This is a genomic window from Pantoea sp. E956-1 (assembly GCF_982223955.1).
Genome location: NZ_CEUYZP010000001.1, coordinates 704,239 through 729,143, shown reverse-complemented (window position 1 = coordinate 729,143; position 24,905 = coordinate 704,239). Strand labels below are relative to the sequence as shown.

Here is a 24,905-nt window from a genome sequence, read left to right as displayed (position 1 = left end):
GTGATGAGCGACTTTCCGAAACCAACTGAGGATGCCGCGGCACACGACATCATTTCACGTATTGGCTCTCTGACACGCATGCTGCGCGACAGCCTGCGCGAGCTGGGGCTGGATAAAGCCATAGCCGATGCGGCTGAAGCCATTCCTGATGCCCGCGACCGTCTGGATTATGTTGTGCAGATGACGGCGCAGGCCGCCGACCGTGCGTTGAACTGTGTTGAAGCAGCACAACCCCATCAGGATAAGATGGAAGCCGGGGCAACCCAGCTGAAAGGGCGTTGGGATGAGTGGTTTGAGAACCCGATTGAACTGGGTGATGCGCGGGAGTTGGTGACGGATACGCGCGCATTCCTCACCGCCGTGCCAGAGCATACCGCCTTTACCAACAAGCAGCTGCTTGAAATCATGATGGCGCAGGATTTCCAGGACCTGACCGGTCAGGTGATCAAGCGCATGATGGATGTGATCCAGGAAATTGAGCGCCAGCTGTTAATGGTGCTGCTGGAGAATATGCCAGAAGTCAGCGCTGAGAAGCGTCAGGAAGGCACCAGCCTGCTGAACGGGCCGCAGATTCACGCCGATGCACCGGGCGTGGTGGCGAACCAGGATCAGGTTGATGATCTGCTGGACAGCTTAGGGTTCTGACCCGGTTTCGTCCGCCAGCGGGCGGGCGAATCCGCTGCAGGTTATAATAAACAGGGTCACCTTCGGGTGGCCCCGTTCCGCATTGTCAGACCCATCCCCGAAAGAACGCCTGTTTTCTCCATCTTATCTCCGCTTTAACTTAAGCCAGATTTGGCATCCTATGCTCAGAATTCCTGCCAACCGAGGTTTGTCGTGGCTGAAGATAGCGACGAAGACAAAACAGAATCGCCCACGGCCCACCGACTTGAGAAAGCGCGTGAAGAGGGCCAGATTCCGCGTTCGCGCGAACTGACATCCGTACTGATGCTGCTGGCCGGCATCATGATCCTGTGGATGGGTGGCAACATGATGGCGCACCGGCTGGCGGCGATGGTCGCCACCGGACTCCGTTTTGATCACGGCATGGTCAGAGATGACAAAATTATCGTCAGCCACATCGGCAGCCTGATCACGCAGGCACTGATGGCGCTGCTGCCATTGATGGGCGGTCTGGTGCTGGTGGCAATCGCCGCGCCCATGCTGCTGGGCGGTATCGTTTTCAGCGGTAAATCGATCAAGTTCGACCTGAAGAAGATGAGCCCGATGGCTGGGTTCAAGCGAATGTTTGCGGCGCAGGCCTGGACGGAACTGTTTAAAGGCATCCTCAAGACCATCTTAGTAGGCTCGGTGGGCTGGTGGTACATCTGGAGCCACTGGCCCGAGATGCTGCGGCTGATCAGCGAAGCGCCCGTCACCGCGCTGATTCACGGCATGGAGATGATCGCGGTCTGCTGTTCACTGGTGATGCTGGGGCTGATCCCGATGGTCGGGTATGACGTCTTCTGGCAGCTGCACAGCCACTTTAAAAAGCTGAAGATGTCGATGCAGGAGATCCGCGACGAGCATAAGCAGCAGGAAGGCGACCCGCACGTTAAAGGGCGCATCCGCCAGCAGATGCGTGCCGCAGCACGACGCCGAATGATGGCGGATGTGCCGAAAGCCGATGTTATCGTCACTAACCCGACGCACTACTCGGTGGCACTGCAGTACAACGAGAAGAAGATGAGTGCGCCGAAAGTGGTGGCGAAAGGCGCAGGTGAGATCGCCCTGAGAATTCGTGAACTGGCTGCCGAACACCGCATCCCGGTTCTGGAAGCACCGCCGCTGGCGCGTGCGTTATACCGACATACTGAAATTGGTCAGCATATTCCTGGCGCGCTCTATGCCGCCGTGGCCGAGGTGCTGGCGTGGGTCTGGCAGTCGCGTCGCTGGAAGCGCGAAGGCGGCCTGATCCCAACCAAACCAAAAGACCTGCCGGTTCCGGCAGAGATGGACTTTGCAGGAGAGAGCAAAAACGATGGCTAATAACCTGGCCGCAAAACTACGTTTACCGGGCAACTTTAAAGATATGCAGTGGCAGGTGCTGGCCGGGCCGGTACTGATCCTGATGATCCTGTCGATGATGGTTCTGCCATTACCGCCGTTCATCCTTGATCTGCTGTTCACCTTTAACATTGCGCTGTCAATCATGGTCCTGCTGGTGGCAATGTTCACGCAGCGAACCCTGGAGTTTGCGGCGTTCCCGACCATTCTGCTGTTCTCTACCTTGCTACGTCTGGCGCTGAACGTGGCTTCAACCCGTATCATCCTGATGGAAGGACATACGGGTGCTGCCGCGGCAGGGCAGGTGGTTGAAGCGTTCGGTCACTTCCTGGTGGGCGGTAACTTCGCCATCGGTATCGTGGTGTTTATCATCCTCGTCATCATCAACTTTATGGTTATCACCAAAGGTGCCGGTCGTATCGCCGAAGTGGGCGCGCGCTTTGTGCTGGACGGGATGCCCGGTAAGCAGATGGCGATCGATGCCGACCTCAACGCCGGTCTGATCGGTGAAGATGACGCCAAACGTCGCCGTGCCGAAGTGACCCAGGAAGCGGACTTCTACGGTTCGATGGACGGTGCCAGTAAGTTCGTTCGTGGTGATGCCGTCGCCGGTATTATGATCATGGTGATCAACGTCATTGGCGGCCTGCTGGTGGGCGTGGTGCAGCACGGTATGGATGTGGGTCATGCCGCAGAGACCTATACGCTTCTGACCATCGGTGATGGTCTGGTCGCGCAGATTCCGGCGCTGGTTATCTCTACCGCAGCCGGTGTTATCGTGACGCGCGTTGCCACCGATCAGGATGTCGGCGAGCAGATGGTCACCCAGCTGTTCAAAGATCCGCGCGTGCTGATGCTCAGCGCCGGGGTGATTGGTCTGCTGGGTCTGGTGCCTGGCATGCCGAACTTCGTCTTCCTGCTGTTCACCGCCGCCTTACTGGGTCTGGCCTGGTGGCTGCGTGGCCGCGAAATGCAGCCGAAGAAGAAAGTGGAAGTCACAGGCGGCATCGCCAAAACGGCAGACACGCCAGCCGCCACCGAAGCGTCGTGGACCGATGTGCAGCTGGAAGATACGCTGGGCATGGAAGTGGGCTATCGTCTGATTCCGATGGTCGATCATCAGCAAAATGGTGAACTGCTGGGACGTATCCGCAGCATCCGTAAGAAAGTCGCTCAGGATGTCGGTTTCCTGCCGCCGGTGGTGCATATCCGCGACAACATGGAGCTGCCACCGGCACGCTATCGCATCCTGATGAAAGGGGTGGAGATTGGCAGCGGTGATGCTTATCCTGGCCGCTGGATGGCGATTAACCCGGGCACGGCTGCCGGAAGTCTGCCAGGCGAAGCGACCGTTGATCCCGCCTTTGGACTGGCAGCAGTCTGGATTGATAGTGCGCTGAAAGAGCAGGCACAGATTCAGGGCTTTACCGTGGTTGAAGCCAGTACCGTGGTAGCAACTCACCTTAACCATCTGATTGGCCAGTTCGCCAGCGAGCTGTTTGGTCGTCAGGAAGCGCAGCAGCTGCTGGATCGTGTGACTCAGGAGATGCCGAAGCTGACCGAAGATCTGGTGCCGGGTGTGATCTCGCTGACCACCCTGCACAAGGTGCTGCAGAACCTGCTGGTGGAGCGGGTGTCGATTCGCGATATGCGCACCATTATCGAAACGCTGGCGGAACATGCGCCGGTGCAGAGCGATCCGCAGGAGCTGACCAGCGTGGTGCGTGTGGCGCTGGGCCGTGCAATTACTCAGCAGTGGTTCCCGGGGAATGACGAAGTGCAGGTTATCGGGCTTGATTCCACGCTGGAGCGCCTGCTGTTACAGGCATTGCAGGGCGGTGGCGGACTGGAGCCGGGTCTGGCCGATCGGCTGTTAAGTCAGGCACAGGCGGCGTTGCAGCGTCAGGAGATGCTGGGCGCGCCGCCGGTGCTGCTGGTCAATCATCCGCTGCGTGCGCTGCTGGCGCGCTTCCTGCGCCGCAATCTGCCACAGCTGGTGGTGCTCTCTAATCTGGAGCTGAGCGACAACCGCCAGATCCGTATGACTGCCACCATCGGAGGCAAATAATGCGCTGGCTGGTGATGGCATTCGTGATGCTGCCACTGATGGCGCAGGCGGCCGGTGGTGCCTGGAGTGCTTCGGCCAATGGGCCGCTGCTGGCGAACCGAGGCAGCTGGCAACGGGCGCAGCCGCTGACGCCGCCCGCCGACATTGGCGGGGAGGTTAGCGTTGTTAACTGGCGTTATCAGCTGAGCAGACCGGCCCCGTCCGGCCTGCAGGTGCGGCTGTGCGGCGAACAGCGCTGCACTTCCCTGGAGGGGGCCAGCGGCACCACGCGCGGGCTGGCACATCTGAGCGCCGGTGAGACTTTGCACATGGTGTTTGGTTTTGCCGGGAGCGGGGCGCTACCACCCGGATTGCGGGTGGTGAGCAGTGAAGTGATGGTCAATTACGAGTAAGGGTATCGTTGCTGAATTGACTAGCGCACCGATGCACAGTGCGCAAGTGCATAGTTTGTGTTCAGGCGTTAACCCCCTTCATTCCCTCCTCAGAGTAGCGACCGCCTTTAACCTCAATCTGCTGATGCACAGCGTTCAGCATCCCGATATCGTCCTCTTCGAGCTCGATATCTGCGGCCTGCGCGTTTTCAGTAAGGTAAGCGATCTGTTTGGTGCCTGGTATCGGCACAATTTTTTCATACTGTGCCAGTAGCCAGGCCAGTGCAATCTGCCCGGTGGTGGCGTGATATTTCTCAGCCAGTGGTGTCACCGCGTTAAGAAGCTGCAGATTGTGATCGATATTTTCCTGCCGGAAACGGTCATTATTTTTGCGGAAATCACCCTCGGCAAAATCGCTGTTTTTACGGTATTTACCCGTCAGGAATCCTCTGCCCAGCGGCGAATAGGGCACCAGTCCGATACCGAGCTTTTTCACTGTCGGCAGAATTTCTTCTTCGATGTCACGCGTCCAGAGTGAATACTCCGTCTGCAGCGCGGCCAGCGGATGGATCGCCTGCGCCCGATTCAGCGTTGAAGCCGACGCTTCACACAGCCCAATCCGGGCGATCTTTCCCTCCTGTACCAGACGGCTGAGACACTGCATGCTCTCCTCAATCGGTGTCTCCGGACTGACCCGGTGCAGATAAAAGAGATCGATACGCTCCACACCCAGCCGTTTCAGTGATGCATGGCAGCAGCGGGTAATGTAGTCCGGCTGATTGTTGATGGTGCGGGCATAGGCCGCATCCGCCGGACGCTCAATGCCACATTTGGTGGCCACGGTGAACTTCAGCCGTTCGGCCCGATTAAGCCCGGCAAGAAACTGGCCTATCAACTGCTCGTTGTGACCGCGACCGTAAAGATCGGCGGTATCGATAAAGGTGATATCCAGATCGCGCAGCTGGCTGAGCAGTTGCAGGGAATGACGGTCATCGGTCTGACCATAAAATTCGCTGAGCCCCATCGCGCCATAGCCGATGGCGCTGACGTCCAGACCCTGAGTTAACGTTCGCTTTTTCATTGTCGCTCCTCGTATGTGAGACGCGATTGTTTCACTCCGCGTGAAAGCAATGAATTGCTCTTTCCGTCATGCAAAAAAGGTATCAGGCGAATGAAAGGGCTTCAGACATACATCCGGCATGTCGCTACAGTAAGCTCACAGCAGCAGGCTGAGCGGGGATTAAGAAAGAAGAAGAGGGGAGATGCTTCGCTGCGTTTCAGCGGCGCGGCATCATGCAGACGCTATCGCTTCTCCGGGATGAGAGAGTGCTCTCAGCGCATTGAGAACCGCCTCATTTTTTTCATCGGCGCGAACCGCCGCGTAAACATCAATCGCCAGCGGCTGTGTCGCATCTTCTGTCAGCGGGCGGTAACAGAGACCTGCCTGATTAAAGGTGCATTTTGACTGCGGCATCAGGGCGAACCCTTTTCCTCTGGCGATGTGCGACAGCATCAGCAGGGAATCGTCCGGCTCTCTCACCCGTTTCAGCGTGACGCTGAGTGTGGCAAAGTAGCGCTCGCATTTATCGTAAAACAGCGGATTGGCGCTGCGGGCAAACCAGAACAGCGGCAGATCGGCCAGCGCTTCCAGCGAGACCCGTTCCGCCACACTGGCAGGGTGCGCCGACGGTATGGCAATCAGCAGCGGCTCACGGTAAACCCAGGCGTACTGAACGGAGTCTTCCGCATCCGACCCCTTTTCGCCGGTGAGTATTAAATCCAGACTGTTTTTGGCCAGGCTTTGCAAAAGCTGAGGGGAGGTCAGGCGGGGCATCTCCATCTCGTCGCTGGCATGAAAAGCGGCGAGCTGCCGGTTAAGCGGCGCGATCAGTTCAAAATTCAGCGTGCGGGTGAGCCCGATACGTAGCCGGGCCGCGGCGGGCTGCGCATCCTGCTTCAGGACACTCAGCGCAGTCAGGATCGCTTCCGCTTTTGCGACCAGCGCACGGCCAGAATCGGTGAGCGCTACCTCATGGGTCGTGCGGCTGAACAGCGTGTGGCCCAGCAGATCTTCCAGACTCTGAATCTGACGGGTAAGCGGCGGTTGGGTCATGCTGAGACGTTCTGCGGCCCGGCGAAAATTAAGCTCGTGCGCAACAGCCAGGAAGCACTGCAACTGTTTTATGGTGGGAAGGTGGCTGCTGATGAGGTGCGCGGCTACAGACATAACACCATCCTGCTGCGAAGATTTGGGGGATCAGAGCGGATATACGAATTCATTAACGGAGAGGGAAACCCCTCTCCGTTTCAGAGATTACATGCGCTCGACGGTGTCGATGCCCAGCGTATCCAGACCCTGCTTCAGCGTTTTCGCGGTCAGCGCGGCCAGCTGCAGTCGGCTCAGACGGGTTGTGTCTGATTCTGCGGTGAGAATCGGGCAGTGTTCGTAGAAGCCGGAGAACAGCCCGGCCAGATCGTAGAGATAGGCACACATCACGTGTGGCGTGCCGTCACGAGCAACCTGCGTAATAACCTCTTCAAACTGCAGCAGACGGGTAGCCAGCTGCGCTTCACGCTCTTCACTGATCACAATCGCTGCATCCAGCGAATCGGCATCAATACCTGCCTTGCGGAACACGGAGAGTACGCGGGTGTAGGCATACTGCATGTAAGGCGCAGTGTTGCCTTCGAACGCCAGCATGTTGTCCCAGTCGAAGATGTAATCGGTGGTGCGGCTTTTTGACAGGTCGGCGTATTTTACCGCGCTGATGCCAACCACTTCCGCCAGCGTTTTCACTTCCGCTTCGCTCATCTCCGGGTTCTTCTCACGCACCAGCGTGTAAGCACGCTGATAGGCTTCATCCAGCAGATCGGAGAGCTTGATAGTGCCGCCGCTGCGGGTCTTGAACGGACGGCCATCTTTGCCCAGCATCATGCCGAACGCATGGTGCTCCAGTGGAACAGATTCCGGCACATAACCCGCTTTACGAACGATGGTCCAGGCCTGAACCAGATGCTGATGCTGACGTGAGTCGATGTAATAGAGCACGCGATCGGCTTTCAGCGTTTCGTAACGATATTTCGCACAGGCGATATCGGTGGTGGTGTAGAGGTAGCCGCCATCTTTTTTCTGGATGATGACGCCCATCGGTTCCCCCTCTTTGTTCTGGAATTCATCCAGGAACACCACGGTCGCGCCTTCACTCTCTACCGCTAAGCCTTTCTGTTTCAGATCGGAGACGATGCCAGGCAGCATATCGTTATAGAGACTTTCACCCATGACATCGTTGCGCGTCAGGGTGACGTTCATGCGGTCATAGATTTTCTGGTTCTGACTCATGGTGATGTCGACCAGCTTCTTCCACATCTGGCGGCAATAGTCATCGCCGCCCTGTAATTTCACCACATAACTGCGCGCGCGCTCGGCAAACTCAGGATCTTCATCATAGGTGCGCTTGGCTTCACGGTAGAAGGCTTCGAGATCGGCCAGCGCCATCTCTGCATGATCTTCATTCTGCTGCTTTTCCAGGAACGCGATCAGCATACCGAACTGCGTTCCCCAGTCGCCAACGTGGTTCGCACGGATCACGTTATGGCCGAGAAACTCCAGCGTACGCACCGCTGCATCACCAATGATGGTGGAGCGGACGTGGCCCACATGCATCTCTTTCGCAACGTTAGGCGCAGAGTAGTCAACCACGATAGTCTGGGGTTCGGCCAGCTGCACGCCGAGGCGCGGCAGACGCAGCGCTTCCCGTGCATGACTGGCCAGCCAGTTGTGGTCAAGGAAGATATTGATGAAGCCCGGCCCGGCAATTTCGACTTTGCTGGCGATGCCAGTCAGGTCGAGGTGCTGAATCACCGTTTCCGCTAATTGTCGCGGTGCCTGTCCCAGCTTTTTCGCCACGGCCATAATGCCGTTGGCCTGATAGTCTCCAAACTGAACCCGGGCAGATTGACGAACCTGAGGTTCGCAATCGGCGGGTGCGCCGGCTAAAACCATTGCCTGACTGACTTTTGCGGAAAGAAGTGCCTGAATATTCACCGAGTTACCTTCATGTGCTGAGCAACGCCCGGACCAAAAAGCCGGGCTGTCATCATCTTGCCTGAGCGCATCGCGTCACGGAGAGGCAGAAACGGATGGGGCAGACAAAACGGAAAAAAATGAGGGGAAAAGTATACGTGAAATGTCAGTGGGCGTCAGCAGTTGGATGAAGCGGGGAAACAGAGCTGAATAAGATGTTTCCCAGAGGCATTAACGACGTCGCAGATGACGGCGTGGGTTCTTTACGCTTTTATCTTCACGCACCTTCCAATGGCGGGAGATTGCAAATCCCATCAGTGCGATCAGGACAGCGACAACGATGAGCATAGACATAGAGCCATTCCTTTTGGTTGTGTTAGGTCAAATTTATAGGAAGGCGGGATGGGCTGCAATTGTTTACCCTTCAAATGAGAGTTATCTTATTGTATTAAAGAAGTTGATTAAAATCATTTAGTTAACATGCTTTCATCAAGGAACTCATGGACCTAAACAGGAGATAAATCCGAAATGAAAGATGTTATTATAAGGTTTTGCGTTAAATTTCGGGCCAAATAAGATGAATCTGATCATTATGTGATGCTCAGCACGCGGCGCGCAGTAAGCCAGGCGGGTTATAAATGCCAGACAAATTGAGAGGAATTGGGGTAGTGAAGAGATCTTTTCCGGCAGAATTGGATGATTTAAAGACAGATTTAGAACGTTTTGAAGAATCGTTGCAATATTTTGCGCAGCGGCTCGGTTTGCGCCTTAACGATCTGGAAATGGACCATATCGCGGTGCGTTGCCATCAGGACGCCACGGCGATGCGCTGGCAGCAAGGTTTGCAGCAGATGGGCACGCAGTTTTCCGCAGCGATGATCAACGGCAGGCAGATTTGCCTGTTTAAACTCCATGATCCGCTGGTTGTCGCAGGCAGGCTGATTGATGTGGTCGAACTGCCCTGGCCGGGTGAAAAGCGTTATCGCCATGAAGGCTGGGAGCATATTGAGGTAGTGCTTCGCGGCGATCATCAGACGCTGGGCGTGCGCGCGATGGCCTTGCTGTCAGATGAGGCACTGACGCAGCCGGGTATATCATTTAAAACCAGCTCACCGCAGGGCGAGAATGAGCGCCTGCCCAATCCGACCCTGGCGGTAACGGATGGGCAGACGACAATTAAGTTTCATCCATGGCGACTGGAGGAAATTGTCGCCAGCGAGCAGAACTAAAGGCGGGCGGCTAACGCACGCTTCAGGCGCGCAACGGCTTCATCCAGTAGCGCGCGGGTACAGCCGAAATTGAGCCGGACAAACTGGTCATTGCCGAACTCACGTCCGGCGGTTAAGCCCAGCCCGTGCTTTTCAAAATAGAGCGCCGGGCTGGCCACTCCCAGCGCGCTGGCGTCGATCCAGGCCAGGTAGGTCGCTTCCGGCGAGGCGAGTGACAGGCCGGCCATCTTGTTGACCTGTGACACCAGCCAGTCACGGTTACTGCGCAGATAGGCATTCTGCGCATTCAGCCAGGGCTCACCCTCGCGCCATGCCGCTGCGGCTGCGGTGAGTGCCAGAATGTCAACATCCGGCACAATGCCGCGGCGAAACCGGTTAAAGCGCGCGCGTAGCCCGGCATCAGGAATGATGGCGATGGAAGCCCCCAGACCGGCAATATTAAAGGACTTTGAGGGCGACATCAGCGTTACGCTACGCTGGGCTGCATCTTCGCTCAGTGAAGCAAAGGGGATGTGCTTAACGCCTGGCTCCAGCAGCAGATCGCTGTGGATCTCGTCGGAACAGACAATCAAATCGTGCTTCTGCGCAAATGCCAGCTGCGCCTGCAGTTCCTCGCGGCGGTAGACGGTGCCGCCCGGATTCTGCGGGTTGCACAGCATTAACAGCCGCGCTTTATCGTCCAGCTGACCTTCCGGCGCATCCAGATCCAGTAGCCAGCGTCCCTCTTGCAGCGTCAGCGGCAGCGTGATCTGACCGCGCTCTGCCAGTTTTGCTGCACCGCGAAACGGCGGATAGATGGGTGTTGGCGCAATCGTCAGCTCGTCAGGCGCGGTAAAAGCGCGCACTGCGAGATTCAGCCCGCTCACGACACCCGGTAAAACCACAATCCATTCCGGATTAACGTGCCACTGATAGCGTGAGGCGAGCCAGGCTATCGCGCTATCGATAAATTCAACCGGCGTGTCGCCATAGCCAAAAATCCCATGTTCGGCACGGGTTTTAATCGCATCGATGACGCAGTCAGGCGATCGGAAATCGGTATCTGCCACCCACATTGGCAGAATGTCCTGGTCCGCATATTTGTTCCATTTAAGGCTATCGCTGTGACGACGGTCTATCCGTTGGTCGAAATTGAATGCCATAGTTAACTTTCCCGGTAAACTCATTCCAGCAGCCAGACTAACTGATGAATCTGCCTTGAACCAGAGTCATGTAAAGGAGAAAAGAATGACCACACTGGAAATTTGCTGCTATGGCGTGGATTGCGCTGTGACCGCACAACAGGCCGGCGCCGATCGGGTTGAGCTCTGTGCCGCACCGCGTGAAGGCGGCCTGACCCCGTCGGCGGGGATGCTGAATGCCGCCCGGCAAGACGTTTCGATTCCGGTTCATCCTATTGTCCGGCCACGTGGTGGCGATTTTTGTTACACCGCACGCGAATTTGAAGCGATGAAATCGGATGTGGCGTTAATTCGTGAACTCGGTTTTCCCGGTCTGGTCATTGGGATGCTGGATGAAGATGCTCACATTCATCATGGTCAGATGCGGCAGGTTATGGCGCTGTGCGATGGCCTGGCCGTAACCTTTCATCGCGCCTTCGATCTCTGTCACAGCCCGAAGCGTGCGCTGGAAGAGTTAACGGATTTAGGCGTGGCACGCATCCTGACATCCGGTCAGCAGCAGAGCGCTGAAAACGGAATTGCATTACTCAGGGAACTAAATGAGGCCAGTACGGGTCCTATTATTATGGCGGGTGCCGGGGTACGCCTTAGCAACCTGCAAAAGTTTCTCGACCTGGGGATTGATGAAGTTCACAGCTCGGCCAGCCGCCTTGTCGCGTCGCCGATGCGCTACCGCAAAGCGGGGGTCTCCATGTGTTCAGAAGCCGAGACTGACGAGTTCAGCCGCTACTGTGTAGACGGCGATGTGGTTGAGGCGATGAAAAGCGTGATGCAGATGAGCACCGTTCGGGTCGCCTGAACAACAACAGATTTTGCCGCGCAGCACGCCGATCATTGACGTGGTGTTTGCAAGTACCAAACCCCAGTATGCTTGCTGGGGTTCTTTTTATCTAAAACAACAGCTTAAGCAGAAAAGGGATCCTCAGGGGTTCCCGAGCCATGCGAAAATAGCGCATGAATAGCGTGTAATCAACAGGTATGTGCATTCTTTGGTTGGGCGTATTAGCGAAAAGATAAGGGCCTTTCGGCCCTTTTTTGTTACTGATGAGAGTGTGAGGCGGCGTGTAGTTCCCGGCTGGCCTTGCGCTGGACATCAATGTAATCAGCCAGGTCTGCAATATGAACCATGCGCGGGGCTTTCTGGCTGTCTGCCGTTCTAAAGGTAGGGATAGGAAGTTTGTTATCCGCCGCCTTTCTTTCGGCTGTAGTGGCTTTCATCCCGAAATATTTTTCGCAAACCTGGCTTAGCGGCACGGTCGCGGTTTCGTACTCAGCCATCAACAAAAACATCGTGTTCATTTAACTGTCCCCTCATCGAATGCTGCTGCGTGAGATTTTTCACAGACGTTCACACCACCCATTACCATCAGATACACGATCATCGCTGCTCTTAGCGGATTTTTGTGACGAGCTGCTGCGCCGCTTTCGTGTCTCGCTTCCCACGTTGTTTTTGATGCCGGCACAATGGCGATCCGGTTACGGACGATAATCTGAAAGCCATCCTCAGCCTTGCTGACCGGAAAGAAGCCAAACTTGTGGCCGATGCTGCCAAAGCTCCGTGTGTACTGCGCACCCTTTGGGTTATGCGGGTGGATCTCCACTTCATACTTTGGATTTTCTAACCTGCAGACCAGCACACTAATTTCACCGTCTGTCAGCTTGCTGTAATTTCTTTGTGTTGGTTTCATCACACCGCTCCTATTGCCTGTTGCACCACCCGATGCCCGCGCTTGCGCAGCTTCTTTTTTGCCTCGATCTTCACTGGCGCCACTTTTGGTGCTGGCGGTCGGGCAGGGCTTAGCCCGTTACGCATATAGCGCTTCTGGTTCATCTGCCACACGATGCGCTGTGAGTGGTCGCACCCGTCATCGATTCTTACGCTGGCCTGCACCAGCGCGTCATTGAGGTCTGCCATGTCACGCTGCGTCATTGGTCACCACCTTCACGTATCCTGCTGCAAGCATCTCTATTGCAGCGCTGGCTGCCGTTGTTCCTTCTGACATTACTGCTTCGCAAACAAATTCGTTTAATTCCTCTTTGAGAACATCTCCATAATCTTTTGGCCATACTTCCCATGGCATATCAGCTCCGTGGCAGCCACTGACTATCGCAAGTGTCAGCTCAACTTCCTCTTCAACTGAACGGGCAGGACGACGATAACCAGCAGCCCATACAGCATCGGTAACCTCGCTAGGGTCGACGCCTGCCGCTTTAATAACCTGTGCCAGTGCGAATACATTTTGCTGAGTCATTTTGCAGCCTCGCTGGTGGCCGCGCGATATGCACGCAGCCCACGTTTAATCGGTCCGCTGATTACCGTTTTACGGATGAAGATGCCTGAAGTTCTTGCGGCCACATCAGCGGAGAGGAGCGCAGCATCTACTGCCCGATTGTGGCGGCGATACTCCAGCAGACTGCTGGTGATAGTCAGCGTTGCCACGGCGCCCTTATCGATAAATTCAAATTTCATCAACCAGCTCCTTTTTAATCATCGCATCAACCACATCCTGCCCGCCCAGAGCCTGGACCATTTCACCGTAGCGATTAAAGCAGGCATTCATCCACCGGATACCTCGCGGCTTAAGCTTTGGCACCGTTCCCCAGTCAACAAAATCGGAGTTTTTGCGTGCTGCATAAGTATCCATATCCAGTAGGGTGATATAGCGGTTGCGGCGCTCCCGGATAGTCATGCTTTTTTCAGCAAGGTGAGTATCAATAAAAGCCTGCACCGCGTGCTGGCTCAGCGAAATATCTCCAAACTGATGACGGTACACAGGGCGACGGTGCATACTTACCAGGTGAAACAGGTAAGCATCAGCCAGCCACTGCAAAGCCTGCTGGTGGCTTTGCTGCAGATTCTTGCTGTATGAGTGGGTTTCACGCTTTGGCACGGTTAACCTCCGGTGTATAGATCGCCTTGTCATGGCTGTACTCACCATTCCATGTTTTCTTCATAGGCAATTCGCCCTTCATATAAAGCTGATAAAGTCGGTGGCAACCGCCTTCCAGAAGGACAGGGGAAAAGCGAGTGAAAGTTTCCATGCCGTGCGGTGTGACTTGAGTTTTATCCTCGGTCAGATACTTATCCCGCGCATAGCTAGCCACGCGCCACCGAGGGTCTTTCTCTGGATCACGCTGCTCGCTGTAAACCCAGTCACGCCCAAACGCCCACCACATCATTTTGCTGACGTTGACGCCGTTAAGTCCTTTGCAGAACGCCGGGATCGTCATGCCTTTAGTGAAGTGCTTTTCAAGGCTGCCGACAGTGGCAGTAAGCAACTGGTTTTCACCGGTCAGGCGCTGATTATCCTCTGAGTAATTCATCAGAAGCCCGCGAAGTGTTGCTGGGTCGCTCAGCATTCGCATAGCATCAACAGGGGCAGGGCTCTGCATGTCCTCCAGTTTATCGACGAGGGAGCGACGCACAGCTTTTGACTCACGCGCGGCCACGCGAAGCGCCTGTTTAATTTGCATGTCGATAACTTCGGTCGGGCGCCCACCGTTTGTGCCTGAGGGTTTTACGAAAGTTTCGTAATACTCACCTTCCAGCTCATCTTTGATGCGAGCCACAAAGTCATTGTTACGGATCGGCTTCTCGCCATTTGACTCACGGGCATCATTCACCATTTGCAGCAGGTACTGACTGTCGATAGTCAGAGCAGAAGCAGGCGATACAGAGAGCGGCTGAGCCAGGGTGATTCCTTTTTTCATAGTCATCATTTTCCCTCAGTGCATAACCGGCATGGCAGGCATGCCATTCGTGTTCAATTCTTCAATAAAGTCATCGTGCAGCATGTTTAAACCTGTTCTACCCATTTCAGAGATTCTGAATCCGCGCTGAGGGCACATCGTCAACATTTGCTTGTACATCTGGAGTAACAGAGGCAGGCCTTTTTTAACGCCGTATTTCGCTACAGCTGGCATCTCCATGCTGGTGATAAGAGCAACGCGCACTGGACCAGGATAGATGCTCATGCTGCCTTTCACGCCCCGGTAAATGACCGCCTGATCAAAACCGCCATCCACGCTTTGAACGTCGACGGTGCCATTCTTCGCTTTCTCTTCAATGATGAAGGTGGCGACAACCAACCAGCGCCAGATGACGATCTCTTTTTCTACTGAAAGGCTCAACCAGCCTGCTGCCATGGCATCCTGAATGCAGGACAAAACATGAAGACCATCAGAGATAGGCTTGTCGTATTTCCCCGCGTCCAGATGCCTGATAGCTCCTGAAAACCCTATCGTTCTGTTGCCGAAACTCACGCCTGATGGCGTGGCAACTGCTGATGCGATATTTTGCATGGTCACTTCCTCAGTAGGGCTTCTGGTTGAGCAGGCTTGCGATTCTGCTGGTGGCTGCGTCATATCCTTTCTGCCACTTTGCGATTTCACGGCGGCGGGCCATCAGCTTCTGAACTCGGCGATAGGTGCGGTGATGTGCATTCCAGTAGCGCTCAGTCAGCTCACCATGCTTATGCGCCAGAACACCTTCATCTTCATTCCACACCTTCCGCATCTGTCCGTGCGTCGGAATGCCTGCCTTATCGAAGGTGCCGGTCACCATGAAATGCACCAGGTTGTTGAGAGCGGCGCTGCGACCAAGAAAGCGCCGGCGGCGTCCGTGACGTGTCACGACATACACAGTCGATTGCACCTGGCAGAATGCGGCATCAGCACCTGACAATCTTTTAGATACCTGAATCATTTTCCATCCTTAGCGGCGTTGTACCGCTCATGCGTCATTAACTGCCAGTCTTTGCCGCCGTTCTGCGAAAGCAGGCGCCAGCGAGGGTTAACCTTCAGGCTCAGATAGCCGGTGCCATGTATGCGGCAAGGGAAGATGCGGCGCTGGCGGTACTGCGCCAGCTTCCGCGCGGCCTGCTCTACAACCCATTCAGGGGTGCGGAGGGCAGTCAACGTCATTTCACACCCCGCTGACTGAATGCCTGTTCGACCAGGTTGGAAATCAGTTCCTCCATAAAACCCTCACCGATGTGCGATAGCTTTCCGGATTTAATCTTCACGCAGTCGCCATAGGTATCAGCTATTTCCCGGTCAGCAGCATCACCGGGGGTAACTTTTCTAACCGCCGATTCAAATAATTTAATCAGCGCTTTATTCAGGATTTCAGCATCCAGCTGGACGGTAGTAATTGAGCCGTCCGGTAATTTGGCGGTGGTCATCATCACGCCGGTTTTAGCAACTTTATTTGCCAGATAAATATTCACCAGACGGGTGCGGTTAATTTCAACGATGCTTGGCATTATTTATAGCCTCCATATCCTGACGTTTTTCTTCTTCATTAAGGAACAGGTGCAACTTGGCAGCCATGTTATATGTGAGACCAACCACGGGATCGTTTACAGGCAGACCACTTCCGGTACCGCGTTCGAATAACAATTCGAGTACTGCAGTAAGCTGACTGGCAAGCTCAGAGGCTTCACAAATAATTAGCTCATTACTTTTCATTACTTCACCCCGTAAGCAGCGTTGAGGAAGAGAATAGCCAGATGCCACTGGCCGCTGTCCCGCATCATCAAAGCCTGACGAAACTTTTCTTTATTAATTGAAGGAGACATCAGCGCCCAGCCTCGACGTTAACGGCAGTTCGCTCCACCATGAATGCCAGCTCCTGAATTAGGGAGTGGAAGCGACCTGCCACATTGGGATCTACCTGCGCCATAGGCTTGTAGAGCACGGCCATGAACTCCTGCTGAAGCTGATCTGCATAGCCAAGAGCGGCTTTTGATGTATCAGCTGCACTTGAAATACGTACGCCTGCGCTTTTTTCAGGATCTGCAACAGCGCCTTTAGGTAATGCCATCAATTTATTCATGCTCAGCCTCTAATCACTTTAAGGATGTGTTTAGCCCCAGCGCAGGCGCTGTAATTTATAATCAGATTGATTAATTCAGAAGGTAATGCAGTTTTGGATTTTCCTTAATGATCTGCATGGCTTGATCATTAATTTCATTTTTATTAGCCCAGGCGCAGACGAGGTAAGCAAGCTTCTCTTTGCGAAGATAAAGAGCATAGATAAAATCATTTATGCAATTGCACTGAACTTGAATATTAAAATCAGAATTAGTTTTAAAAAAACTTGGGAACAGGCCTTTGTTATCCACAATAGGAAAATCAAAGTATTTTCCAGGTGCAATGCGCACTGATGCTGACTCACAGTTAATAATTTCACTTGATGGTGTTTTCATCTCAAAGGCTCCGTTGTTTGCCGATGAGTTAAAGGTAATGCACTTTAGATGCACATGCAATACATAAAGTTATATTTTATTGCGTTCATGCATGATCTATATGATTTAAATAATAATTTTTCGAATTTATCTTATGCAATATTGCAATCTTGATCGAGGGGCGAAAAAAAACCAGGCTGAAAAGCCTGGCTTGTCTTTTGGGTCGCTGTCTCACCAAAGCGTGGAGGTCATAAACACCCGGCCAACCACATCGAATTCGCCTAGTTTTGCTTCTTCATCTGGGTGATTTGCGGTATTGAAACTTCTGATGCTTACCAGATCAGGTGATGTGCGGTAAAGCTGCCTGAGCCGTTTCCAACCATTTTGACTTATGACATAGATTTTGCCGTCAATTATTTTTTTATTATTACAGTCAATGAACACCCTTGAACCGTCTGGTATGAATGGATCCATACTATCTCCGGAATGCAAGAAGCATACGACTCCACTTCCATCAACCCTCGCGCCTGCCTGAGATAAGACATCCTTTTTTACGCGTAAAAACATGAAATTACTTTCGCCGTGACTGATTTTCCCATCATCAGGAACGGAGTCTATATCGTTTAAGTAAGGAACATCAGCTTCGCTTAAATCAAGGGGCTTGCTATGGTCCCATGGCTCCTGCTGGTTCAGGTTCTCATTTCTGGAGTCAAAGTATGTATCAGGATGATATACCGGCTCCCTCTCTTGTTGCATGCCGCCAACACCATCTACAAGCCACCCAGGACTTACCGAAAGAACTCGAGCAATATCGGTTATCTTTCGGCTGGAAGTAGTCTTGCCCGTAACCAATCGGTTAATCGCTGGTTGTGATACGTCAACAAGCTGAGCAAGCTGAGCCTGAGTAATTCCAGCGTTTTTCATAGCCTCTTTGAGGCGGTCTGCTAATGATTTCATACAAGCCAACATATACCTAAAGTTATAATCAGGCAAATACATTAAGTTATTGCACAAAGTTATACAAGTGATATTATCTGCACATCACGATATAACTTTTGGTAATTTCAATGCTTAATAAGCACATCAAGATTGCTGTTGAAGAAGTTGGAGGTCAGGCTGCGCTTGCCAGAGCGTGCGGCGTATCTCAGCCAGCAGTTTTCCGCTGGTTAAATGGGCGGCGAGTAAAGGCTGATTACGTCATGGACATTGTTAATGCCTCCAACGGAAAGGTTCAACCACATGAATTGCGTCCTGATCTCCCGACGCTGTTTCCGCACCCATCAGGTTCAGACAATGCAGCAGATTAACTCTTTTCAGCACATGGACCGCGCCTACCGTGATCCGCGAGGTGTTCTGGTGCATGTCACTGGCTACGACCGCGAGAATCAGCAAGTAATCTTCACCCGCCCCGGCTACGAGCATGAATGCATGCGACCAGTCTGGCAGTTCCAGCAGCTTTTCAGGAGGGTCTCAGAATGAGTATGGAGTTGATGGTTAAAGCCATGAAGCTCAAGGTCGGAAACCCGCTGCGTAAGCTGGTGCTGCTTAAGCTCGCTGACAATGCCAATGACCAAGGTGAATGCTGGCCTTCATATCAGCATATTGCTGACCAGTGTGAAATCGGAAGATCGACTGTTAAAGGTCATGTTCGTGCACTGGAGGAAATGGGGATGCTACGCCGGGAATATCGTCGCAAGGGCGAGCTGAATCAGTCCAATTTATTCCATTTGCGGCTTGATGAAAAAGAATACAAAGAGCCTTCAAAGGGTGGGGCAGGAGCTGACCTAGGTCAGCAGATGACTGAGGTGGGGCAGCAGGTGCCCGAGGGTGGGGCAGGAGCTGACCTAGGGGGTGGGGCAGGAGCTGACCCCAGAATCAGTCACTCCTTAGAACCAGTCATTGAACCAGTCAATGAACCTAAATCTATTGGCACATCGGCTAAAGCCGCTGAGCCGTCACATAATGCTAAGCAGGATTATTCACCTGAGTTTGAAGAAGCCTGGCAGGCATACCCTAAGCGTGCTGGTGGTAATCCCAAGCCATCTGCATGGAAAAGCTGGTCAGCGCGTATCCGTGAGGGCGTTAAACCCGCTGATATGCAGGCAGGCGTAAAACGTTATGCAAACTACGTCACTGCCACCGGTAAGGCCAACAGCGAATACGTGAAGCAGGCTGCGACGTTCTTTGGTCCTGATCACCACTTTGCCGAAAGCTGGGATGCACCTGCTAGCCAGCAGCGCAGCACACCAGCACAGAGTCGCCACAGCGGTTTCTCAGAACGCGACTACGGCACCACCATCACACCTTCCTGGGCTAAAGGAGCAGCAGAATGAGCCATCAGATTAATGGGCGTAACAGCCAGATTCAGTCACTGAGAACCACTATCTCCACGCTTCGGGAAGAGCTGAGATTTGCTGGTGGAACGGTCTCTCCAATGGATCGCTGCTTTGACCATCAAGAAGCCGTTGCAGGAACCTGTGAGACACACGGTAATTTTCATCAGCAGCGCATCTGGACTAAATACAGCGGTCGCGTGGCTGAAAAGTTTTCCCGCTGCCCTGACTGCATCACGGCAGAGATGGAAGCGGCACAGAACAGCCTGAACAGCATCCAGGCAGAAAAACTGACTGAAATGGCGAATATTCCTGAACGCTTTGCTGGCTGCAGCTTTGAAAACTACCAGGCCGTGAATAAAGCCGCTCAGAACAACCTGACTATTCTTCGCGGCTATGCCAGTGCTTGGCCCCAGATGTACGAAGCCGGGACCAGCCTGATTCTGACGGGTAGACCAGGTACCGGTAAGAACCACCTGGCGGTTGCGCTGGCGAAAAGCATTATCGAGAAACATCATGCATCGGTATTACTGACCTCTGTCATGCGCATCATCCGTGCCGTTCGGAGTACATGGGAGAAGGGAAGCGAACGCAGCGAAGAGGATGTCATCGCGCTTTATACCGGAATGGATCTGCTGATTATCGATGAGGTCGGGATTCAGTACGGTTCTGAGTCAGAGATGATCATCCTGTTCGACATCATGAACACCCGTTACGAACGCATGCTGCCAACGGTACTCATCAGCAATCTTTCGCTGCCTCAGATTTCCCTGGTTATCGGTGACCGCCTGACAGACCGCATGGTTGAGGGTGGCGGGGCAACGCTGGTATTTGACTGGCCCAGCTATCGCAGCCAGAAGGGAGCGCCAGCAGTATGAGTGATGCACAGTGGCGTGATCAGGACATGGAAGCGGCGGTGCTCGGGGCGATGTTTCTGCGTGGCGCTGAGGCTGAGGTGATGGAGGTTATCTCCTCGCTGCCGGACACGGCGTTTAACTTCCAGCAGTACCGTGAAATATACCGGGCGATCACCGCTCAGGCGCGCGGCAAAGGTGTTATCGACCCGATCCTGATTGGTGAGCAACTTCCTCAGCACCAGGCGCTTATCGATGAGACCGGACGCATTGCGTGGGCGAAGTCGTCACTCAAGTCATACTCACAGCAACTGGTTCGCAACGCAGCGCTTCGTGATGCTTTTCAGGCCCTAACTGGCGCTCTTAACAGCCTCCAGAAAGCACCTAACAGCGATGCGGGGATTCGCATTCTGGAAGAGGTGAAAGCAGCCGTGGGGGCGATACAGACGGAATCTGATGCCATCCGTCCCGTTTCAATCGACGAGCTGCTTCCGACCATCATCAACCGGATTGATGAGCGGATGGCGTCCGACAGTGCCGGCCGTTCGGTTATGACCGGGATCGCGGAACTGGATGAGGTTACTGGCGGCTTTGACCAGACTGACCTGATTCTGCTGGCGGCGCGGCCATCGATGGGGAAAACGGAAATGATTCTGGATATCACCGAAAACCTGACCGCCAGCGGCGCCGGGGTGCTGTTCTTCAGCATGGAAATGAGTGACATCCAGATCGCAGAGCGTCACGTTGCAGCGGCGGGCGGTATCTCAGCCTCACGCCTCAAATCACCGGACCAACTGAAAGACGAAGACTGGGCGAGAATAAGCAACGGCATCGGGCAGATGACCGGGCGCAATATCTGGATCGTCGACGCTAACAACCTGACCGTTGACCAGATACAACACATCGCAACTCGACACATTCAGCAGCACCCGGAGACTGCGCTGGTGGCTATCGACTATCTGCGCCTGATTAAGTTGCAGAGCGCCAGCCGTCACGATCTGGCTGTGGGCGAGGTATCAAAGGGACTGAAGTCGCTGGCTAAAGCTAACCGTGTGCCGGTGGTGGCACTCAGCCAGCTTTCTCGCAGCGTGGAGAGTCGCCCGAACAAACGCCCGGTAAACGCTGACCTTAAGGACTCAGGCGAAATCGAAGCCGACGCTGACATCATCATGATGTTGTACCGGGATGAGGTTTATAACCCGGAGTCGCCAGCCGCGGGCATTGCTGAAATCAACATCACCAAGAACCGTAACGGGCCACTGGGTACCGTTTATCGCCGGTTCTGGAACGGCCATTTCCACCATATCGACCAGGAAGAAGCCCGCGCCCGCAGCACGGAACGGGAAGAATCACACACTGGCAACAAGCGTTATTCGAAGGGGCGTGCAGCGTGAAAATTGAATCAGCATTGAAGTATTTCAATCCGAAAAGCCAGAGCTTCACCGACTCTTCGCGCGCAACAGGAAGCGAATCACTGACCGGAACCGATCTGATGGGTGCCATCGGCTTCTGCCAGTCAAAATCGCCTTTCGGCATTTCTGCAGTGATGGCAAAGACGGGCAACAGTGAGCAGGATACCATCAGGACGGTTCAGCAGCTGATGCAGTACGCTAACCGCACCGCGCCAAAGCTGCTCCGTAAAGCGGCTGGCTCAAAGCTGGGGAGCTGCCTGGTCATTCTGTCGAAGCTGGCATTTGATGAGTACGTCCGTTCAGCTGCCACCACTGAGTCGTGCGATCACTGCAACGGCACCGGCTTCATTGAATCAGAAACGGAAGTGGTTAAGTATGCCGGAAAATTCAACGAGTCAGGCGAGCAGGTGATTGCTCCACGCACTGAGAAGCAGATGGTCAGGACGAAGTGCCAGACTTGCGAAGGGAAGGGGCGCATTTCATCGCGCTGTCGTTGCAATGGAACGGGTCGGGTGCGTGATTTGGCGGAATCAACCCGCAGAGGCGCGCCGGTTGATAAAGAGTGTGAGCGCTGCACCGGTCGTGGTTATCGCCGCATGCCATCCAGCACAGCGTTCAGGGCGATTAACGTGCTGGTGCCGGACCTGACTCAGTCCTCATGGTCGCGTAACTGGAAGCCGTTTTTCGAAAAGCTAGTGGCGAAGTGTGAGATCGAAGAGAGTCACGCAGACGCAATGTTTAGAAACGTAACAAAATAATTGACTTTGCATAAAACTGGCGTATTCTAGCCAAATAGTGGCAGACCTCTAGCCATGCAACCACATCAAAATGAGCCTCAGCATTGCTGGGGCTTTTTTTATGGCAGCCGCATAAAGAGACTGCCTTAAATTTATTTTTTAAGCGCCATGAACCATGAGCGCCCCGCGGATTCAGTGACCAAAACCCTGACAGGTGATTTGACTGATTCAGCTAAAATTTTTGCCTCATTTCTTACTTCAGAAACTGTTAAATTTTTCTGTGTCACATATTCGGCATCAATTAATTTGAACATTTCTCCAGTATTGCTTTCGATTTCTCTTGAATAACCATGCGCTTCCATTTTCTCATGTAGATTTTCATAGTCGTTGCCATCTGCATTTCTTAGTTCAATTCTTACTGTAAAATCAGCCATGCACTCACTCCATTCATAAGTTGATTTAATACATTACCAGATTAATCTGAGTTTGGATCGTTGGTGCCTGACAAGATTTCAGGTAAGTAAAAATTAAAAATTCTCGAACTCGCTCCGGCGGGTTTTTTCATTTCAGCGCCCAATGGATTTCCTCACACTTCATCCTGTGTCTTTTACGCGGGCGCTCTTTTATTCCCACAGCACACGGCCGGTTCATCCGGGCAACGCCGGAGACGGCCATGAACAGCAGACACTTATCTTCATCACCTGACGGGCGAGGTCAGGCATGAATGAAAGCTTATTTACGAGCATTGGCGCATTACTTCTCGGTGGCGGTGCAGTAGCACTGTTCTGGAAGCCGCTTATTGCCGGTATCACCTCCATCGTTACCAACAATCGCGCCAGTGGCGACATCATCACCGGCTACAAAGAGCAGGTACAGCTTCTTAAGGAAAGTAACGCATTGCTCCGTGAAGAAAACGATGAGCTGCGTGACCGCCATGACCGGAACCTGCGCCGCATATCAACTCTTGAAACTGACCTGCGCCTGATTAAAAACGCGCTTGGCATTCTCCTGGCAATGTCGGAATCGAATGTTCCTTCAGGTGATGCGAGGTTCAGGACAGAAGTAAACAGGCTGATCGCCACACTGGAGGACGACAGCAATGGCTCAAAACAACGACAAGATTAAGCACAAGCGCAACATCATCATCGGGTCACTGATGCTGCTGATGAGCGTCCTGTGCATCGTAATGACCATCATGTTCATTTACGTGAGCAACAGCGCCAATGAGCGCATTGATGGCATTCGTGAGGATTACCGCAAAGTAGCTGACCGGCGAGACGCCAAAGTTGCCCGGCTGGCGCAACAGGTTTCAGAGCTTCAGGCTCAAATGGCTACGCTTCCAGAGAAGACCGCCCAGAAGACAGCTGACCAGGTTAACCAGGTAGTGAAAGAGGATGAGGGCAAATGACGAAAGACGAAATTTTTAGCGCCATCCTCGGCAAAGAAGGGGGTTACGTTAATAACCCAGCAGACAAAGGCGGCCCTACCAACTGGGGCATCACTCAGGCTGTCGCCAGGGCGCACGGTTACACCGGTGACATGAAAGACCTCACCCGTTCTCAGGCTCTGAATATTCTTGAATCAGATTACTGGGTCGGCCCGAGATTCGACCAGGTCTCTCAGGTCAATAATGCGATCGCTGTAGAGCTAACCGACACCGGCGTAAACATGGGGCCATCGGTTGCCGCAAAGTTTCTTCAGCGTTCCCTGAACGTGTTCAACAATCAGGGCAAGCTTTATCCCGATATCGTGGCAGACGGTCAGATTGGCCCGCGCACTATCACTGCACTGCGATCATTCCTTTCGGCCCGCAGCCGGGATGGTGAGAAGGTGATGCTAAAGGCGCTAAACAGCCTGCAGGGCGCTCGGTACATTGAGCTGGCAGAGTCCAGAGTAGCTAACGAGACGTTCGCATACGGCTGGTTTGAGAGGGTGGAAATCTGATGGCGCTGGCAGACATTGTTAAAAGCGTTGGCGACGGAAAGCAAAGCCTGAGTAAGTGGACGCAGCTGATCGCCTTCATTGTGAGTTCCGGCGTTATTGCATGGTACGGCTACAAGCTGGAACTGAGTGAATGGATGTTCACTGCTTACTTCGGTGTTGCCGTTGGTGCCAACATCATCAACAAGAAGATTGCCACCGACAAAGACATTCAGCAGCAGAAGCTGGATGCAGGAATTGACCCGGGAGCTAAGCCATGAGCATTGAATTCATCCTCGGCATTATCGGCGTCATTGCTGCAGCTATTATGACGGCATTCGGCATTGGCCACTCTAAAGGCAAGGCGAAAGCAGAAGTCTCAGCAACTGAGCGAGAAACCAAAGCCGCCATCGCGTCAGAGCAGGCAGTGGCTACCCGCCAGACCGAAACCGCCAAAGAGGCATCCGATGTTCAAAACACTGTTACCCGCATGTCTGATGGTGATGTTGATGACGAGTTGCGCAGAGAATGGATCAACAAGGGTTGAGGTAGTCGATACCGCCTGCGCCTGGGTGAAGCCC

38 protein-coding genes are annotated in these 24,905 nt (G+C 53.8%); 17 read left to right on the top strand and 21 right to left on the bottom strand.

The window, feature by feature from the left end:
* Positions 1 to 3: 3 nt before the first annotated feature.
* From cheZ to flhE, 4 genes are all read left to right on the top strand, one after another.
* Complete coding sequence (cheZ, locus tag AC0T7J_RS03670; RefSeq protein WP_003849160.1) at positions 4 to 645, top strand: protein phosphatase CheZ; 642 nt, start codon at positions 4 to 6, stop codon at positions 643 to 645.
* 192 nt (positions 646 to 837) lie between these two features.
* Positions 838 to 1,989 (top strand): flagellar biosynthesis protein FlhB, encoded by a 1,152-nt coding sequence (gene flhB / locus AC0T7J_RS03665; protein ID WP_031591448.1) that lies wholly within the window; start codon positions 838 to 840, stop codon positions 1,987 to 1,989.
* Entirely contained in the window at positions 1,982 to 4,075 is a 2,094-nt protein-coding gene (gene flhA / locus AC0T7J_RS03660) for a flagellar biosynthesis protein FlhA (protein ID WP_010670817.1), read from the top strand. The genes flhB and flhA overlap by 8 nt, the downstream gene beginning before the upstream one ends.
* Positions 4,075 to 4,467, top strand: coding sequence for a flagellar protein FlhE (flhE, locus tag AC0T7J_RS03655; protein ID WP_031591447.1), 393 nt, complete (start codon positions 4,075 to 4,077; stop codon positions 4,465 to 4,467). The genes flhA and flhE overlap by 1 nt, the downstream gene beginning before the upstream one ends.
* A gap of 61 nt (positions 4,468 to 4,528) precedes the next feature.
* On the opposite strand, the gene AC0T7J_RS03650 is transcribed toward flhE, so the two are convergent.
* From AC0T7J_RS03650 to AC0T7J_RS03635, 4 genes are all read right to left on the bottom strand, one after another.
* On the bottom strand, positions 4,529 to 5,527 hold the full coding sequence (locus AC0T7J_RS03650) for an aldo/keto reductase (RefSeq protein ID WP_473792233.1): 999 nt from the start codon (positions 5,525 to 5,527) through the stop codon (positions 4,529 to 4,531).
* Between the two features lie 210 nt (positions 5,528 to 5,737).
* Positions 5,738 to 6,673, bottom strand: coding sequence for a LysR substrate-binding domain-containing protein (locus AC0T7J_RS03645; protein WP_473792232.1), 936 nt, complete (start codon positions 6,671 to 6,673; stop codon positions 5,738 to 5,740).
* A gap of 87 nt (positions 6,674 to 6,760) precedes the next feature.
* Positions 6,761 to 8,491 carry an arginine--tRNA ligase gene (argS, locus tag AC0T7J_RS03640; RefSeq protein WP_473792230.1) on the bottom strand — a complete coding sequence of 577 codons (1,731 nt, stop codon included), beginning with the start codon at positions 8,489 to 8,491 and terminating at the stop codon, positions 6,761 to 6,763.
* 210 nt (positions 8,492 to 8,701) lie between these two features.
* The gene (locus AC0T7J_RS03635) at positions 8,702 to 8,824 is read right to left on the bottom strand and encodes a hypothetical protein (protein WP_009089698.1); all 123 of its coding nucleotides are present in this window, start codon (positions 8,822 to 8,824) and stop codon (positions 8,702 to 8,704) included.
* 284 nt (positions 8,825 to 9,108) lie between these two features.
* Here AC0T7J_RS03635 and AC0T7J_RS03630 point away from each other — a divergent pair, with 284 nt between their 5' ends.
* Positions 9,109 to 9,699 (top strand): VOC family protein, encoded by a 591-nt coding sequence (locus AC0T7J_RS03630; protein WP_473792228.1) that lies wholly within the window; start codon positions 9,109 to 9,111, stop codon positions 9,697 to 9,699.
* Here AC0T7J_RS03630 and AC0T7J_RS03625 read toward each other — a convergent pair.
* Positions 9,696 to 10,841, bottom strand: a complete 1,146-nt coding sequence (locus AC0T7J_RS03625) for a MalY/PatB family protein (protein ID WP_473792226.1) — start codon at positions 10,839 to 10,841, stop codon at positions 9,696 to 9,698. The two genes, AC0T7J_RS03630 and AC0T7J_RS03625, sit on opposite strands and share 4 nt — an antisense overlap.
* Before the next feature lie 85 nt (positions 10,842 to 10,926).
* On the opposite strand from AC0T7J_RS03625, the gene cutC reads away from it, so the two are divergent.
* Complete coding sequence (cutC, locus tag AC0T7J_RS03620) at positions 10,927 to 11,679, top strand: copper homeostasis protein CutC (protein ID WP_473792225.1); 753 nt, start codon at positions 10,927 to 10,929, stop codon at positions 11,677 to 11,679.
* Between the two features lie 239 nt (positions 11,680 to 11,918).
* Here the strand turns inward: cutC and AC0T7J_RS03615 are convergent, their stop codons facing one another.
* The 15 genes from AC0T7J_RS03615 to AC0T7J_RS03545 form a co-directional block, all read right to left on the bottom strand.
* Positions 11,919 to 12,179: a pyocin activator PrtN family protein gene (locus tag AC0T7J_RS03615; RefSeq protein WP_473792223.1), complete on the bottom strand. Its 261-nt coding sequence runs from the start codon at positions 12,177 to 12,179 to the stop codon at positions 11,919 to 11,921.
* Positions 12,176 to 12,568, bottom strand: a complete 393-nt coding sequence (locus AC0T7J_RS03610) for a phage protein NinX family protein (RefSeq protein ID WP_473792221.1) — start codon at positions 12,566 to 12,568, stop codon at positions 12,176 to 12,178. The genes AC0T7J_RS03615 and AC0T7J_RS03610 overlap by 4 nt, the downstream gene beginning before the upstream one ends.
* Positions 12,568 to 12,810, bottom strand: coding sequence for a hypothetical protein (locus AC0T7J_RS03605; protein WP_473792219.1), 243 nt, complete (start codon positions 12,808 to 12,810; stop codon positions 12,568 to 12,570). Before AC0T7J_RS03605 ends, AC0T7J_RS03610 begins: the two co-directional genes overlap by 1 nt.
* Complete coding sequence (locus AC0T7J_RS03600; RefSeq protein WP_473792217.1) at positions 12,797 to 13,132, bottom strand: hypothetical protein; 336 nt, start codon at positions 13,130 to 13,132, stop codon at positions 12,797 to 12,799. Before AC0T7J_RS03600 ends, AC0T7J_RS03605 begins: the two co-directional genes overlap by 14 nt.
* Positions 13,129 to 13,350 carry a hypothetical protein gene (locus AC0T7J_RS03595; RefSeq protein WP_473792215.1) on the bottom strand — a complete coding sequence of 74 codons (222 nt, stop codon included), beginning with the start codon at positions 13,348 to 13,350 and terminating at the stop codon, positions 13,129 to 13,131. Before AC0T7J_RS03595 ends, AC0T7J_RS03600 begins: the two co-directional genes overlap by 4 nt.
* A complete protein-coding gene (locus AC0T7J_RS03590; RefSeq protein WP_473792213.1) occupies positions 13,340 to 13,771 on the bottom strand; it encodes a hypothetical protein in 432 nt (143 codons plus the stop codon). Before AC0T7J_RS03590 ends, AC0T7J_RS03595 begins: the two co-directional genes overlap by 11 nt.
* Complete coding sequence (locus AC0T7J_RS03585) at positions 13,758 to 14,591, bottom strand: hypothetical protein (RefSeq protein ID WP_473792212.1); 834 nt, start codon at positions 14,589 to 14,591, stop codon at positions 13,758 to 13,760. Before AC0T7J_RS03585 ends, AC0T7J_RS03590 begins: the two co-directional genes overlap by 14 nt.
* A gap of 15 nt (positions 14,592 to 14,606) precedes the next feature.
* Complete coding sequence (locus AC0T7J_RS03580; RefSeq protein ID WP_473792210.1) at positions 14,607 to 15,182, bottom strand: hypothetical protein; 576 nt, start codon at positions 15,180 to 15,182, stop codon at positions 14,607 to 14,609.
* Positions 15,183 to 15,192: 10 nt separating this feature from the next.
* Entirely contained in the window at positions 15,193 to 15,585 is a 393-nt protein-coding gene (locus tag AC0T7J_RS03575) for a hypothetical protein (RefSeq protein WP_473792209.1), read from the bottom strand.
* Positions 15,582 to 15,803 carry a ParE family toxin-like protein gene (locus AC0T7J_RS03570; RefSeq protein WP_473792207.1) on the bottom strand — a complete coding sequence of 74 codons (222 nt, stop codon included), beginning with the start codon at positions 15,801 to 15,803 and terminating at the stop codon, positions 15,582 to 15,584. The genes AC0T7J_RS03575 and AC0T7J_RS03570 overlap by 4 nt, the downstream gene beginning before the upstream one ends.
* Positions 15,800 to 16,144 carry a hypothetical protein gene (locus AC0T7J_RS03565; RefSeq protein WP_473792206.1) on the bottom strand — a complete coding sequence of 115 codons (345 nt, stop codon included), beginning with the start codon at positions 16,142 to 16,144 and terminating at the stop codon, positions 15,800 to 15,802. Before AC0T7J_RS03565 ends, AC0T7J_RS03570 begins: the two co-directional genes overlap by 4 nt.
* The gene (locus AC0T7J_RS03560; protein WP_473792204.1) at positions 16,128 to 16,349 is read right to left on the bottom strand and encodes a hypothetical protein; all 222 of its coding nucleotides are present in this window, start codon (positions 16,347 to 16,349) and stop codon (positions 16,128 to 16,130) included. Before AC0T7J_RS03560 ends, AC0T7J_RS03565 begins: the two co-directional genes overlap by 17 nt.
* A 109-nt stretch (positions 16,350 to 16,458) precedes the next feature.
* Positions 16,459 to 16,716 (bottom strand): hypothetical protein, encoded by a 258-nt coding sequence (locus AC0T7J_RS03555; RefSeq protein ID WP_473792202.1) that lies wholly within the window; start codon positions 16,714 to 16,716, stop codon positions 16,459 to 16,461.
* Between the two features lie 70 nt (positions 16,717 to 16,786).
* Positions 16,787 to 17,089, bottom strand: a complete 303-nt coding sequence (locus AC0T7J_RS03550) for a hypothetical protein (RefSeq protein WP_473792200.1) — start codon at positions 17,087 to 17,089, stop codon at positions 16,787 to 16,789.
* Positions 17,090 to 17,299: 210 nt separating this feature from the next.
* Positions 17,300 to 18,025 (bottom strand): XRE family transcriptional regulator, encoded by a 726-nt coding sequence (locus AC0T7J_RS03545; RefSeq protein ID WP_473792198.1) that lies wholly within the window; start codon positions 18,023 to 18,025, stop codon positions 17,300 to 17,302.
* A 110-nt stretch (positions 18,026 to 18,135) separates the two neighbouring features.
* On the opposite strand from AC0T7J_RS03545, the gene AC0T7J_RS03540 reads away from it, so the two are divergent.
* From AC0T7J_RS03540 to AC0T7J_RS03515, 6 genes are read left to right on the top strand one after another with little or no spacing between them, the layout of a single operon-like run.
* On the top strand, positions 18,136 to 18,375 hold the full coding sequence (locus tag AC0T7J_RS03540) for a helix-turn-helix domain-containing protein (protein ID WP_473792196.1): 240 nt from the start codon (positions 18,136 to 18,138) through the stop codon (positions 18,373 to 18,375).
* Positions 18,362 to 18,547 (top strand): DUF4222 domain-containing protein, encoded by a 186-nt coding sequence (locus tag AC0T7J_RS03535; RefSeq protein WP_473792194.1) that lies wholly within the window; start codon positions 18,362 to 18,364, stop codon positions 18,545 to 18,547. Before AC0T7J_RS03540 ends, AC0T7J_RS03535 begins: the two co-directional genes overlap by 14 nt.
* Positions 18,544 to 19,401 carry a helix-turn-helix domain-containing protein gene (locus AC0T7J_RS03530; RefSeq protein ID WP_473792192.1) on the top strand — a complete coding sequence of 286 codons (858 nt, stop codon included), beginning with the start codon at positions 18,544 to 18,546 and terminating at the stop codon, positions 19,399 to 19,401. The genes AC0T7J_RS03535 and AC0T7J_RS03530 overlap by 4 nt, the downstream gene beginning before the upstream one ends.
* Positions 19,398 to 20,279, top strand: coding sequence for an ATP-binding protein (locus AC0T7J_RS03525; protein WP_473792190.1), 882 nt, complete (start codon positions 19,398 to 19,400; stop codon positions 20,277 to 20,279). The genes AC0T7J_RS03530 and AC0T7J_RS03525 overlap by 4 nt, the downstream gene beginning before the upstream one ends.
* Positions 20,276 to 21,649 (top strand): replicative DNA helicase, encoded by a 1,374-nt coding sequence (locus AC0T7J_RS03520; RefSeq protein ID WP_473792188.1) that lies wholly within the window; start codon positions 20,276 to 20,278, stop codon positions 21,647 to 21,649. Before AC0T7J_RS03525 ends, AC0T7J_RS03520 begins: the two co-directional genes overlap by 4 nt.
* Positions 21,646 to 22,425, top strand: coding sequence for an antitermination protein Q (locus AC0T7J_RS03515; RefSeq protein WP_473792186.1), 780 nt, complete (start codon positions 21,646 to 21,648; stop codon positions 22,423 to 22,425). The genes AC0T7J_RS03520 and AC0T7J_RS03515 overlap by 4 nt, the downstream gene beginning before the upstream one ends.
* Positions 22,426 to 22,556: 131 nt before the next feature.
* Here AC0T7J_RS03515 and AC0T7J_RS03510 read toward each other — a convergent pair whose 3' ends face one another.
* The gene (locus tag AC0T7J_RS03510; protein ID WP_473792185.1) at positions 22,557 to 22,838 is read right to left on the bottom strand and encodes a hypothetical protein; all 282 of its coding nucleotides are present in this window, start codon (positions 22,836 to 22,838) and stop codon (positions 22,557 to 22,559) included.
* Positions 22,839 to 23,124: 286 nt separating this feature from the next.
* Here AC0T7J_RS03510 and AC0T7J_RS03505 point away from each other — a divergent pair, with 286 nt between their 5' ends.
* From AC0T7J_RS03505 to AC0T7J_RS03485, 5 genes are read left to right on the top strand one after another with little or no spacing between them, the layout of a single operon-like run.
* Positions 23,125 to 23,529: a hypothetical protein gene (locus tag AC0T7J_RS03505; RefSeq protein WP_406548701.1), complete on the top strand. Its 405-nt coding sequence runs from the start codon at positions 23,125 to 23,127 to the stop codon at positions 23,527 to 23,529.
* Positions 23,504 to 23,812 (top strand): hypothetical protein, encoded by a 309-nt coding sequence (locus AC0T7J_RS03500; protein ID WP_473792183.1) that lies wholly within the window; start codon positions 23,504 to 23,506, stop codon positions 23,810 to 23,812. Before AC0T7J_RS03505 ends, AC0T7J_RS03500 begins: the two co-directional genes overlap by 26 nt.
* Positions 23,809 to 24,348: a glycoside hydrolase family 108 protein gene (locus tag AC0T7J_RS03495; RefSeq protein ID WP_473792181.1), complete on the top strand. Its 540-nt coding sequence runs from the start codon at positions 23,809 to 23,811 to the stop codon at positions 24,346 to 24,348. The genes AC0T7J_RS03500 and AC0T7J_RS03495 overlap by 4 nt, the downstream gene beginning before the upstream one ends.
* Complete coding sequence (locus AC0T7J_RS03490; protein ID WP_473792179.1) at positions 24,348 to 24,605, top strand: hypothetical protein; 258 nt, start codon at positions 24,348 to 24,350, stop codon at positions 24,603 to 24,605. Before AC0T7J_RS03495 ends, AC0T7J_RS03490 begins: the two co-directional genes overlap by 1 nt.
* Positions 24,602 to 24,871 (top strand): hypothetical protein, encoded by a 270-nt coding sequence (locus tag AC0T7J_RS03485; RefSeq protein ID WP_473792177.1) that lies wholly within the window; start codon positions 24,602 to 24,604, stop codon positions 24,869 to 24,871. The genes AC0T7J_RS03490 and AC0T7J_RS03485 overlap by 4 nt, the downstream gene beginning before the upstream one ends.
* Positions 24,872 to 24,905 lie beyond the last annotated feature (34 nt).

Excerpts from the sequence above, each read along its gene's own strand:
- AC0T7J_RS03615 (WP_473792223.1), bottom strand. The coding sequence starts at position 12,179 with ATGAACACGATGTTTTTGTTGATGGCTGAGTACGAAACCGCGACCGTG.
- AC0T7J_RS03570 (WP_473792207.1), bottom strand. The coding sequence starts at position 15,803 with ATGACGTTGACTGCCCTCCGCACCCCTGAATGGGTTGTAGAGCAGGCC.
- AC0T7J_RS03505 (WP_406548701.1), top strand. The coding sequence starts at position 23,125 with ATGAATGAAAGCTTATTTACGAGCATTGGCGCATTACTTCTCGGTGGC.
- AC0T7J_RS03595 (WP_473792215.1), bottom strand. The coding sequence starts at position 13,350 with ATGAAATTTGAATTTATCGATAAGGGCGCCGTGGCAACGCTGACTATC.
- AC0T7J_RS03540 (WP_473792196.1), top strand. The coding sequence starts at position 18,136 with ATGCTTAATAAGCACATCAAGATTGCTGTTGAAGAAGTTGGAGGTCAG.
- AC0T7J_RS03525 (WP_473792190.1), top strand. The coding sequence starts at position 19,398 with ATGAGCCATCAGATTAATGGGCGTAACAGCCAGATTCAGTCACTGAGA.
- AC0T7J_RS03575 (WP_473792209.1), bottom strand. The coding sequence starts at position 15,585 with ATGATTCAGGTATCTAAAAGATTGTCAGGTGCTGATGCCGCATTCTGC.
- AC0T7J_RS03530 (WP_473792192.1), top strand. The coding sequence starts at position 18,544 with ATGAGTATGGAGTTGATGGTTAAAGCCATGAAGCTCAAGGTCGGAAAC.
- AC0T7J_RS03555 (WP_473792202.1), bottom strand. The coding sequence starts at position 16,716 with ATGAATAAATTGATGGCATTACCTAAAGGCGCTGTTGCAGATCCTGAA.
- cutC (WP_473792225.1), top strand. The coding sequence starts at position 10,927 with ATGACCACACTGGAAATTTGCTGCTATGGCGTGGATTGCGCTGTGACC.
- AC0T7J_RS03485 (WP_473792177.1), top strand. The coding sequence starts at position 24,602 with ATGAGCATTGAATTCATCCTCGGCATTATCGGCGTCATTGCTGCAGCT.
- AC0T7J_RS03645 (WP_473792232.1), bottom strand. The coding sequence starts at position 6,673 with ATGTCTGTAGCCGCGCACCTCATCAGCAGCCACCTTCCCACCATAAAA.
- AC0T7J_RS03535 (WP_473792194.1), top strand. The coding sequence starts at position 18,362 with ATGCAGCAGATTAACTCTTTTCAGCACATGGACCGCGCCTACCGTGAT.
- AC0T7J_RS03495 (WP_473792181.1), top strand. The coding sequence starts at position 23,809 with ATGACGAAAGACGAAATTTTTAGCGCCATCCTCGGCAAAGAAGGGGGT.
- AC0T7J_RS03520 (WP_473792188.1), top strand. The coding sequence starts at position 20,276 with ATGAGTGATGCACAGTGGCGTGATCAGGACATGGAAGCGGCGGTGCTC.
- AC0T7J_RS03550 (WP_473792200.1), bottom strand. The coding sequence starts at position 17,089 with ATGAAAACACCATCAAGTGAAATTATTAACTGTGAGTCAGCATCAGTG.
- AC0T7J_RS03500 (WP_473792183.1), top strand. The coding sequence starts at position 23,504 with ATGGCTCAAAACAACGACAAGATTAAGCACAAGCGCAACATCATCATC.
- AC0T7J_RS03490 (WP_473792179.1), top strand. The coding sequence starts at position 24,348 with ATGGCGCTGGCAGACATTGTTAAAAGCGTTGGCGACGGAAAGCAAAGC.
- AC0T7J_RS03545 (WP_473792198.1), bottom strand. The coding sequence starts at position 18,025 with ATGAAATCATTAGCAGACCGCCTCAAAGAGGCTATGAAAAACGCTGGA.
- AC0T7J_RS03610 (WP_473792221.1), bottom strand. The coding sequence starts at position 12,568 with ATGAAACCAACACAAAGAAATTACAGCAAGCTGACAGACGGTGAAATT.
- AC0T7J_RS03580 (WP_473792210.1), bottom strand. The coding sequence starts at position 15,182 with ATGCAAAATATCGCATCAGCAGTTGCCACGCCATCAGGCGTGAGTTTC.
- cheZ (WP_003849160.1), top strand. The coding sequence starts at position 4 with ATGAGCGACTTTCCGAAACCAACTGAGGATGCCGCGGCACACGACATC.
- AC0T7J_RS03510 (WP_473792185.1), bottom strand. The coding sequence starts at position 22,838 with ATGGCTGATTTTACAGTAAGAATTGAACTAAGAAATGCAGATGGCAAC.
- flhA (WP_010670817.1), top strand. The coding sequence starts at position 1,982 with ATGGCTAATAACCTGGCCGCAAAACTACGTTTACCGGGCAACTTTAAA.
- AC0T7J_RS03650 (WP_473792233.1), bottom strand. The coding sequence starts at position 5,527 with ATGAAAAAGCGAACGTTAACTCAGGGTCTGGACGTCAGCGCCATCGGC.
- AC0T7J_RS03635 (WP_009089698.1), bottom strand. The coding sequence starts at position 8,824 with ATGTCTATGCTCATCGTTGTCGCTGTCCTGATCGCACTGATGGGATTT.
- flhE (WP_031591447.1), top strand. The coding sequence starts at position 4,075 with ATGCGCTGGCTGGTGATGGCATTCGTGATGCTGCCACTGATGGCGCAG.
- AC0T7J_RS03565 (WP_473792206.1), bottom strand. The coding sequence starts at position 16,144 with ATGCCAAGCATCGTTGAAATTAACCGCACCCGTCTGGTGAATATTTAT.
- AC0T7J_RS03605 (WP_473792219.1), bottom strand. The coding sequence starts at position 12,810 with ATGACGCAGCGTGACATGGCAGACCTCAATGACGCGCTGGTGCAGGCC.
- AC0T7J_RS03585 (WP_473792212.1), bottom strand. The coding sequence starts at position 14,591 with ATGAAAAAAGGAATCACCCTGGCTCAGCCGCTCTCTGTATCGCCTGCT.
- AC0T7J_RS03630 (WP_473792228.1), top strand. The coding sequence starts at position 9,109 with ATGCCAGACAAATTGAGAGGAATTGGGGTAGTGAAGAGATCTTTTCCG.
- AC0T7J_RS03560 (WP_473792204.1), bottom strand. The coding sequence starts at position 16,349 with ATGAAAAGTAATGAGCTAATTATTTGTGAAGCCTCTGAGCTTGCCAGT.
- AC0T7J_RS03600 (WP_473792217.1), bottom strand. The coding sequence starts at position 13,132 with ATGACTCAGCAAAATGTATTCGCACTGGCACAGGTTATTAAAGCGGCA.
- AC0T7J_RS03625 (WP_473792226.1), bottom strand. The coding sequence starts at position 10,841 with ATGGCATTCAATTTCGACCAACGGATAGACCGTCGTCACAGCGATAGC.